4 protein-coding genes and 4 tRNA genes are annotated in these 7,319 nt (G+C 29.9%); 1 reads left to right on the top strand and 7 read right to left on the bottom strand.

Features of this window, described 5'->3' with window-relative positions; all coding sequences use genetic code 11:
• Window positions 1-204: 204 nt before the first annotated feature.
• Window positions 205-1,896 carry a ribonuclease J gene (locus OL66_RS00340; RefSeq protein WP_034172014.1) on the bottom strand — a complete coding sequence of 564 codons (1,692 nt, stop codon included), beginning with the start codon at window positions 1,894-1,896 and terminating at the stop codon, window positions 205-207.
• A gap of 192 nt (window positions 1,897-2,088) precedes the next feature.
• Between OL66_RS00340 and OL66_RS00335 the strand changes: the two genes are divergently transcribed.
• Window positions 2,089-2,895: an HAD-IIB family hydrolase gene (locus OL66_RS00335; protein WP_052177920.1), complete on the top strand. Its 807-nt coding sequence runs from the start codon at window positions 2,089-2,091 to the stop codon at window positions 2,893-2,895.
• Window positions 2,896-3,042: 147 nt separating this feature from the next.
• Here OL66_RS00335 and OL66_RS00330 read toward each other — a convergent pair.
• The 6 genes from OL66_RS00330 to OL66_RS00305 all read right to left on the bottom strand — a co-directional run bounded on the left by OL66_RS00330 (window position 3,043) and on the right by OL66_RS00305 (window position 6,614).
• A tRNA-Gly gene (locus OL66_RS00330) sits at window positions 3,043-3,117 on the bottom strand.
• Between the two features lie 20 nt (window positions 3,118-3,137).
• Window positions 3,138-3,214 (bottom strand) — tRNA-Pro (locus OL66_RS00325).
• A gap of 24 nt (window positions 3,215-3,238) precedes the next feature.
• Window positions 3,239-3,315 (bottom strand) — tRNA-Arg (locus tag OL66_RS00320).
• A 13-nt stretch (window positions 3,316-3,328) separates the two neighbouring features.
• Window positions 3,329-3,404 (bottom strand) — tRNA-Glu (locus OL66_RS00315).
• A gap of 322 nt (window positions 3,405-3,726) precedes the next feature.
• The gene (locus OL66_RS00310) at window positions 3,727-4,590 is read right to left on the bottom strand and encodes a DegV family protein (RefSeq protein WP_034172012.1); all 864 of its coding nucleotides are present in this window, start codon (window positions 4,588-4,590) and stop codon (window positions 3,727-3,729) included.
• A 335-nt stretch (window positions 4,591-4,925) separates the two neighbouring features.
• Window positions 4,926-6,614 (bottom strand): ribonuclease J, encoded by a 1,689-nt coding sequence (locus OL66_RS00305; RefSeq protein ID WP_238568761.1) that lies wholly within the window; start codon window positions 6,612-6,614, stop codon window positions 4,926-4,928.
• Window positions 6,615-7,319 lie beyond the last annotated feature (705 nt).

Here is a 7,319-nt window from a genome sequence, read left to right as displayed (position 1 = left end):
ATAAAAAATTTTAATATTAAAAAACGGTGTTAATATAAAAATCGAAATAAATTTGGAATAAAAAAATAATTCGATAAATAATAAAATAAATTTGGTGCACTATTTGCAAAAAAAGATATCATTGTAAAAAATCAAATAGTTTTGAAAATGGTTTTTTAAAATAATGGAAATAAGAAAATAATGAAAAAATGCTATAAACTACTTTTAAACTGTCAAAATAATAGGAATAATAATTGGATTTCTCAAAGTAATTCCGTATATTTTAGAGGCAAGATAATCAACGATAATTTTGTTTAAAGTCTCTTTTTGCACTTCATCTTGTTTAATAGCAGTTTCAATACTATTTTTAATATCATAAGAAATTTGTTTAATCATTTCTTGATTATCTTTCATATAAATAAAGCCACGAGAAACAATTGTTGGTAAATTAAGGACTTTTTTTCTTTTTAAATCAATACTCATAACAACAGAAAATAAGCCTTTTTCACTCAGACTACGACGTTCTTTTAGGATGGCATTGCCCACATCGTCTATTCCAGAAGCATCAATAAAGACGTTGCCTACATTCATTTTTTGGGTAATGGCAGCTTTTTCAGGAGCTAAGTTTACCATTTGTCCGTTTTCCAAAATAAAAATATTACTTTCTGGAATACCACATTCTAGAGCTAAATTTTTGTGTGCAATTAACATGCGATGTTCGCCGTGAACTGGAATAAAATATTTAGGCTTGGTAAGCGAAAGCATCAATTTCAGGTCATTTTGGTTACCGTGTCCTGATACGTGAGTGTTAATTAAAGGTCCGTGAGTGATGACGTTAACATTTTTTTTGAAAAGTAAATCAAAAATTTTATTAATGTTTTCTTGGTTGCCAGGAATGGGAGAAGAAGAAAAAATGATAGTATCTTTGGGACTTAACTTAATTTGTCTGTGAGTGTTGTTAGCAATTCTGCTTAAAGCTGCTAAGGGCTCTCCTTGTGAGCCGGTGCAAAGCAAGATAATATCGCGATATTTGTGAATGTTATTACTTGTGACAAGGGTGCCTTCAGGAATGTTAAGATAGCCATGTTTTTTGCCAATTTCCAAAGCTTTTTCCATGCTGCGCCCAAACACTGCAACTTTTCTTTTAGTCTGAATAGCAGCTTCTACAATTTGTTTGATGCGGTAAAAATTAGAAGCAAAAGTAACAATAATGATGCGGTCTGCAATATTTACAAAAAGTTCATTAATGGAAGCCCCAATAGTACTTTCGGATTGGACCAACCCAGATTGCTCGGCATTAGTAGAATCAGAAAGCAGGCACAAAACGCCTTCTTGTTTAATCTTGATTAATTTATCATATTGCGCTTCTGGACCTACTGGAGTATAATCAATTTTAAAATCCCCAGTATAAAAAATATTGCCGTATTTGGTGTTAAAAACGATCCCAAAAGTGTCAGGAATAGAGTGGTTAAGTCTGATGAAAGACACATTTACTTGATGGCTAAATTCGTATTTGGTATCATGTCTGTATTTTTCTATTTTGGGCAGGGCGCCAATTTCTTTATGCTCTGCTAATTTATGTTCTAACAAATAATATGCAATCCCTGAGACAAAAATTTTAGGAATACGCACTTTTTTAAGCAAATAAGGAATGCCTCCAATATGATCTTCATGTCCGTGAGTAACAAAAAGCCCTACAATACGCGATTCGTTTTTCAATAAATAATCATAATCGGGAATGACGTAATTGACTCCTAACAAAAAATCATCTGAAAACAAAATCCCTGAATCTACAATAAAAATTTGCTTGTGAATTTCAAAAACATACATGTTTTTCCCAACTTCGCCAAGCCCTCCCAAAGCAAAGAAAGAAACATCGGAATTATAGTTATTAATCTTTGGGTCTAAATTATTCATAAAAATTATTCTCCTTTAAATCTCATTAAAATCAATAAAAAACTTTTAAGGTTTCCTATTTTAACGATTATTACTACCTATATTATAGTATAATATAAGCAATAATTGTAATTAATTATTGTATAAAATTGATATTTTTAGCAAAAAAGACATTATAAATTATATTCATAAAGAAAATAGGTAATAAAGTTTATGAAAAAACTAATTTTTTTTGATATTGACGGCACTTTAAGAAGTAATAAAAATAAAGCTATTTTGCCTCAGACAAAAGCGTTAATCAAAGAGCTTTCACAAGGTCCTAATGTAGTTTTAGGAATTGCTACAGGCAGAAGTTATGCTAGATTAGGAGTTTTAAAAGAATTAAGACCTTTATTTAAATATTTAGTTTTGTGCAACGGCGCTCTTACAATGCAATCACAAAAGACGCAAGAAGAAAAAGTCCTTAATGAGGTTTGTTTTGACCAAAAAGATGTTATGCAAGTAAAAAAAGCAGCTGCTACAAATGGAGTTGCTTTAACTCTTTTTACCTTGGACCAAATTTTTGCCATAGATTTACAAAACGACCAAACACTCAACAATATTAACAGTTTTAAAGGGGAACAAAAACTAGTTCTAAATGATGCTTTTTTTGAGCAACAAAAAGTTTATCAAATGGTATTATTACATGAAAAAGAAAACGATAAAGAAAAGATACAAAAATTTTTAAAAGATATGCCCCAATTAAAAGCTTACTTTTGGGATAGTGGTTTTGTTGATATAATGTATCAAAAAATAGACAAATCATACGGAATTAAGCAAATTAAGGCTCTTTATCCCGATCATCAATTAATTTGTATGGGAGACGGTCCCAACGACTTTGAAATGCTTAAATTAGCTGATGTGGCAATTACTATGGGAAATACCAAAATAGAAGATTTAAAAAATATTGCTAATTTTGTAAGCCCTCATATTGATGAAGACCGCATGTATGATTTTTTTAAGACTAAAAAAATAATTTAATAGTTTGAAAGAAAAGTTGTAACAATTTGTTGCAGCTTTTTTTGTTGTGTTAATATATAATAAAAGTTAAACCGCTTATCTCATCAATAAGCGGTTTAACTTTTTAGTTTATAGTTTTATTTTATATTTATTATGGGGAATAATAAATGGAGCGGGCGATGGGAATCGAACCCACGTCTTTAGCTTGGAAGGCTAAGGTAATGGCCATTATACGACGCCCGCATAGATAGTTAATTAAGGAATGGTCGGGAAGGCAGGATTTGAACCCGCGACCTCCTGGTCCCAAACCAGGCGCTATACCAAGCTAAGCTACTTCCCGTTAATTGCATTTATGATGTTTTAATGGCACACCCAAGAGGATTTGAACCCCTAGCCTTCTGATCCGTAGTCAGATGCTCTATCCAATTGAGCTATGGGTGCTTTTTTATCAAATTGGTGACCCGTACGGGATTTGAACCCGTGAATGCATGCGTGAAAGGCATGTGAGTTAACCGTTTCTCCAACGGGCCTAATATTTTTTATTTATACCTTGGAATAAATCATAAAGCACAAATAAAAATAATCTCTTAAAGTGGCATCAAAATAAAATAAGTTATTAAAAATTTTTTTTAATTTTAACCAATAATTATTATACCAACATTGAGCCAAAAAGTCAAATAATAAAATTGTTTTATGAAAAATATTTGCAAAATATGTATTATTGCGATATTTTGGTGTAGAAATACAGTCGTGCAGGAACCCAAAAAATACATTTTGCAAGAATTAAGGAGCAAGAATTAATATTTATACTATTTTTCAATTTTGCAAAAACTATAATAATGGAAAATGGTACTATTTTTGAAATTTAGGTTTTCTAATAATTCCTACTCCAATAGCGCTGTCTCCTACATGACACCCAACAACAGGAGTTAAAGGGATTTGTACTAAATTTTTTAAGCCTAATTGGGTTTCTAAAACTTGTTGAAACTCGTTTTTTAATTCAGGGTGCCCTGTAAAAATTAAATGGATTTGATAATCATGATTTTGGGTATATTCTTTGATTTTAGAAGTTATGGCTAAAAGTGCTTTGTGGGAACTTAAAGTCTTTTTAATTAAGGCAATTTTGCCATCTTGTTGAACTTGCAAAATGGGATTTATTCTCAAAAGGCGCCCCAAAAAACTTTTTACTCCTACTAAACGTCCATTTTTAATTAATTGTGTAAGCTTTTTGGTCATAAAAAAAATGGTATTATTTTCTTTAATGAAATCTAAATGCTTAACAACTTGTTCTAGGGATTTGCCTTCTGCAAATAAACGATAAGCTTCTAGGGCAAAAAAACCTTCACAAAAACAGACAGTTTTAGTGTCATAACAGTGTACCTCAATTTTATCTGATACCATTTTTCCTGCTTGAATAATAGCATTATAAGTGCCGCTTAAAGCAGAAGATAGCGTAGTTACAAAAACTTTTTGATAACCTTGTAAAGCTAACTTTTCAAAATAAACTACCATTTCGCCAACCGATACTTGCGAAGTTTTAGGCATAAAATCAGGGTTGTTTTTAAACATTTGATAAAATTGATCGTATTTCATGGTTTTACCATCAATATATTCTTGATCGTCGATTAAAATTTTGATTCTAAAAATGTCAATATCACAAGAATGCGAGTAATAATCGAGACAACTAGTAGAAGTGGTTGCAACTTTTATTTTCACATCATTCTCCTTTAATTTGCTTTAGGGATGCCAATTATTTGCCATATAAAGGTTTTTGGTAATGAAAAATATTTGGAATATAATTAAAATATCAAAAGAAATTAGTATTAAAAATAGATTTTAGTTGGTTGTAATTAGGGTTTATTTGGGGTGAAGTAGTGCAAAAATGAAAAATACAAAAATAAATTGTCAGATTGGTCAAATTGGAAAAACAAAAGAGCAAAAAACAAAAGGAAGGCACAACAACAATAAATTAACTTTTTTATATTGAATTATTGTTTTTTGACAACTTTCTTATTATTTTGTATCGTATTTATTTGTATTTATTATTCGTTTTATTCACTTTTAACACTAATGAAAATAGGAATAACAATAGGTCTTTTTTTAGTTTCTTTGAATAAAAATTTAACTAATGATTCTCTAATATTTTTTTTGAAATCATTCCATTTAAGATACTTTTTTTTCAAAAAAATTTCACTTTTTTCATCAAAAATAGCTTTTAACTTAGGAAAAATATGACTAGTTTCAGAATCTGCCAAAAAGCCTTTACTTACTAATTGTGGAGCACCTACTATTTTTTTGTGTTTAGCATTAACATTGGCAACAACAATTACAACTCCATCCGCTGCTAAAAGTTCACGGTCTTTCATAATAAAATCTTGCCCACCAATAACGGGAGTACCATCAATTAAAATTTCTGTAAGAACGCCAGTATTAGATTCGGCAAAGGCATCTTTTTGTGGGTCACAATGCCAAATACTGCCATTTTCTAACAAGAAAGTTTGGTTGAGTTTGAATCCTAAACTTTGGGCAATTTTTTGCACTTGATATTGATGACGATATTCACCCATAACAGGAATAATGTATTGAGGTTTTAAAAAATTAAGCATCAATTTGAGGGTTTTTTCATAATCATTGGAACAAGCGTCTAGGTCTTTTACCAAAACATGGGCTTGAATATTGTGGCGTGACAAAAGATCTAGGGTTTGAGATTGCATTTTGGCAATTCCTGCCATTTCTTTGGACATTAACAACACTAAATCTTGGGGCGTTAAATGAATTAAAGTGTCTGTTTTTTGACACATTTTTTGCAAATGAAACAAAGATTCAAAATGTTTACCTAGCACAAAGACAACTAATTTTGGATGTTTTTTGGAGTCTTCTAGTGTTTTTAATTCCACTAAATTGAAGGAAGGCACTTTTAAAAAACCTTTTTTCAAAGCAATATCAATAATTTTTTCACTTTTTCTACCTAAAAAAGTTATTTTAAAATTAAGTCTACATGCCAAATCCACTATGGATTGAATTTTTAACAAATCAGGCATCAAAGAAGGAATAACAATAATACCTTCGGATTTAAGCAAGTGATTGCTAAAATAGTTATTCAATTTGTGCTCAAAACTCGATGCATCATTATTATGCGCAGATGTGCTAAAAGCCCCACGACAAGAAGGCAAAAAGGCAAGTACTTTGGGTTGTGCTAATTGAGCTAATCTTGTAAAATTAGTTTGAAAAAATTTATTTTTAGAATGCAATAATTTAAGGTCGCCAGAGTAAACGATGCTACCTCGTTTAGTTTGAAAAACCATTCCCAATGTTTCAGGAATCAATTGCGATGTAGCAAAAAAAGCCACTGCCACATCATCAAAAATAAGTCTTTCATCGCTTTTAACGATTTGTAGATTAAAATTGCGGTAATTAATTTTATGACTTTGAAAATGCGCTTTTAGAACTTGCATCGTAAAATAAGAAGCATAAACAGGGATATCAAAATCTTTCATCAAGTAAGGCAAGGCACCCAAATTGGTTTCAAAAGCTGATGATAAAAAAACGCCTTTAATCTTGTCTTTGATATCTTGTAATTTGTAATAATCAGCAATCATAGAATCGATGCCATAAAGAGCGGTATTGGGATATTTTAGTCCAGCATCAAGTAAAAAATAAGATTCGTTAATTTGCAAGACGTAAAAATTTTTTCCACTTTCGCCCAGTCCTCCTAAAGCAAAAAATTTAATGTCATTCACTTGGAACCTCCAGTTTGTAATTTGGAAATTATTCATAATTAAAGATGAAAATAATTTCTTGAAATGTTTTGAAAATTAAAAAAATAAAAATTGGGATTGAATTGGGATTGCAAATCCGGAATTGAGCATTGAAAAATATATTTAGGTTTGGTTCTTGGTTGTTGTTGGCATTGTTGAATTATTTAGTAAATATTTTTTCGTTTTGTCAATTTAGATGTTTTTGCAAAAGCGGGATTGGGATACGATAATGCCGCATTTATTTAATTTATCAATAAAAGACTTGCAAAATGCCCAAAATAAAAATCAAACAGCAATTGCAATTCAATAAATTAAATGCAATAAAAGACTTGCAACAAATGCACGAAAACTTTTAGGAAACTTGCTTGTATTTTATTGTAGCAAAAATTTTATTTATTAGGTTAAAAGTATTTTATAAGAGTCAAAATCAAATTTTGAATAATTAAAAATATTATCAAGAAAGGAAAAAGAAAAGAAATATAATAAAAAATATTAGGTGGATTATTGATGGTTTTGGGCAATTTGATAATAATTTTAAATCATTAACAAAAAATATTTTTTCAGTTTTCTTTGGTTTTTTCAAATATTGCATTTTTTATTGGATATGAAAATCTCCAAAAGCAATTTTTTATTGATAAATATTTTTAATAATTTTCAAAATCATAAATAATTGAAAAAATAATTGAC

The sequence above is a fragment of the Chrysanthemum yellows phytoplasma genome, assembly GCF_000803325.1.
GTDB lineage: Bacteria > Bacillota_I > Bacilli_A > Acholeplasmatales > Acholeplasmataceae > Phytoplasma > Phytoplasma asteris.
The sequence above is the reverse complement of the archived record's forward strand: the minus strand, read 5'-3'. Positions and strand labels throughout refer to the sequence as shown.